The sequence below is a fragment of the Sulfuriferula thiophila genome (assembly GCF_003864975.1).
Classification (GTDB): Bacteria; Pseudomonadota; Gammaproteobacteria; order Burkholderiales; family Sulfuriferulaceae; genus Sulfuriferula; species Sulfuriferula thiophila.
On sequence record NZ_BHGL01000025.1, the window covers coordinates 1 to 2,402 of the forward strand.

Consider the following 2,402-nt stretch of genomic DNA (forward strand, 5'->3'; position numbering starts at 1 on the left):
GCCCTGAGCTACGACGCCAACGGCAACATCGCTTCACGCACCGACTTCAACGGCGTCGTCACCACCTATACCTACGACCTCAGCCGCAACCTCGAGACCAGCCGCACCGAAGCTGCTGGCACAGCCCAGGCCCGCACCATCAGCACCGTCTGGGACACCAACTTCCGCCTGCCCGACAGCATCACCGAACCCGGCAGAATTACCCGCTACACCTACGACAGCCACGGCAACGTCACCCAATACAGCGTTCAGGACACTGCTCTCGGCACCACCCGCAGCTGGAATACCAGCTACACTTATTCCAGCACCGTCCCCGGCGCCGTCCTCAGCAAAGTGGTTGACGGCCCCCGCACCGACGTTACTGACCTCACCACCACCAACTACTATGATCCCGCCGCCACCTGCAACGGCACAGCCCCCCTCGGCTGCCGCGGCCAGATCAGCAGCGTCACTAACGCCCTTAACCAAACCACCAACATCACCCAATACGACGCCAACAGCCAACCCCTGAGCCTCACCGACCCCAACGGCCTCACGACCAGCCTCACCTACGACTTAAGACAACGCCTCACCCGCCTCACCCAAGGCAACCTCCTCACCCAATACAGCTACGACCCCGCTGGCAACCTCATCCAGATAAGCCTCCCCAGCGGCCAGACCATCAGTTACACCTATGATGCCGCCCATCGCCTCACCGACATCCAGGACGGGCAGGGCAACCACATCCACTACACCCTCGACGCCATGGGCAACCGCACCCGCGAAGACGTTTATGATCCGAATGGCATCAATGTCGCCACCCACAGCCGCAGCTTCGACGCCCTGAACCGCCTCTACCAGGACATCGGTGCCGTCAACCAGACCACCACCTACCAATATGACGCCAACGGCAACCTCACCAACACCACTGATGCCCTGAACCACAGCACCAGCTACCAGTATGACGCGTTAAACCGCCTCATCCAGGCCACCGACCCCAACCTCGGCACCACCACCGCCAGCTACAACCCGCTCGACCAACTCACCCAGATAGCCGACCCACGCGCCCTCAACACCAGCTACAGCCAGGACGCCTTCGGCGACACCACCCGCATCGTCAGCCCCGACACCGGCACCACCAGCTACAGCTATGACAGCGCCGGCAACCTCAAAACCAAAGTCGACGCCAAGAACCAGACGACCAGCTACAGTTATGACGCCCTCAACCGCATCACCACCGCCACCTACCAGGACGGCACCCAGGCAATTTACACCTGGGACCAGGGCAGCAACGGCATCGGCCGCCTCACCCAAATGGTCGACAGCAGCGGCACCACCAGCTACCAGTACGATCAATACGGCCACCTCACCAGCCAAACCCAGGGCGTTGACACCCTGCAATACGCCTATGACGCCACGACTGGTCAGCTCACCCAGCTCACCTACCCGAACGGCCAGACCGTCAGCTACAACTACACCCAGGGCCGCATCAGCAGCCTCACCGTCAACACCACCCCCTTACTGACCAACATCCAGTACCAACCGTTTGGCGCAGCCAAATCCTGGACCTGGGGCAACGGCCTCAGCTACAGCCGCAGCTTCAACAGCGACGGCCTGCTCAGCAGCTACCCGCTGTACACCACCGTCAAAACCCTCAGCTACGACACCGCAGGACGCATCACCGGCATCAGCGACCCTGCCAACCCGCAGACCCTCGCCTACGACCCACTCAACCGCCTCACCAGCTACGCCACCCCCAGCGCCAACCAGAGCTACCAGTATGACGCCAACGGCAACCGCACCCAACTCATGGTCGGCACCACCAGCTATCCCTACAGCATCAGCAGCACCAGCAACCGCCTCACCAGCACCGCTGGTCCTACTGCCCAAACCAACAGCTATGACGCCACCGGCAACCTCACCGCAGACGGCACCCGCACCTACACTTATGATGCCCGAGGACGGATGAGCCAGGTCAGCGTCCCGGTCAACCGGCGCACCACCAACGTCACCCGCTACAGCCTCAACGCCCAGGGGCAACGCACTGCCAAAACCAGCGGCAGCAGCACCACCCGCTACGTCTACGACACAGCAGGGCACCTCGTGTATGAAACCAACGTCAGCAGCAGTACCGCTTATGTGTATCTGGACGACACCCCCGTTGCCGTACTGCCAAGCGCAACACAGATCGACTACATCTACACCGATCAGCTGAACACCCCAAGGCTCATCACCAATACTGCCAACACCATCGTATGGCGCAACGACCAGACCGACCCGTTCAGTGCCGGGGCTGCCAACAGCAACCCGAGCGGGCAGGGCACGTTCACGTTCAATCCCAGGTTCCCTGGGCAATACTATGATGCGGAGACCGGGCTGCACTACAACATGGCGCGGGATTATGACCCCACCACGGGACGGTA

1 pseudogene is annotated in these 2,402 nt (G+C 61.7%); it reads left to right on the forward strand.

Features of this window, described 5'->3' with window-relative positions:
* Positions 1-2,402 (forward strand): annotated as a pseudogene (locus tag EJE49_RS08830) (RHS repeat-associated core domain-containing protein); the annotation flags it as partial.